Annotated in this window: 1 protein-coding gene; it reads left to right on the top strand. The window is 43.5% G+C overall.

What is annotated here, in order from left to right; translation table 11 throughout:
• The coding region (locus tag AAIG11_RS18145) for an AAA-type ATPase lid domain-containing protein (RefSeq protein ID WP_484477170.1) at positions 1 to 255 on the top strand (255 nt) is incomplete at both ends.

Below are 255 nucleotides of genomic sequence, written 5' to 3'. Positions count from 1 at the left end.
CTGAGAGACCGAAAAGAAGATATCGAAGGATTGACAGATTACTTCATTGCCAAGTACAACAGCCAACTGAAGCTGTCAGTGACTGGTATGGACTCAGAGTGTTTGGATGCTTTCATGAACTATCCCTGGCCTGGCAATGTACGTGAGCTCGAAAATGCCATCGAAGGTGCCATGAACCTGAGTATTGGAGAATCACTCCTGATGCGTGACAGTTTTCCTGAATATATTTTCAGAGAAGCTGAGAAAAATTTTGCA

It is taken from the genome of Anoxynatronum sibiricum (assembly GCF_039414295.1).
GTDB classification, from domain to species: Bacteria; Bacillota; Clostridia; order Peptostreptococcales; family Tindalliaceae; genus Anoxynatronum; species Anoxynatronum sibiricum.
The sequence above is the reverse complement of the archived record's forward strand: the minus strand, read 5'-3'. Positions and strand labels throughout refer to the sequence as shown.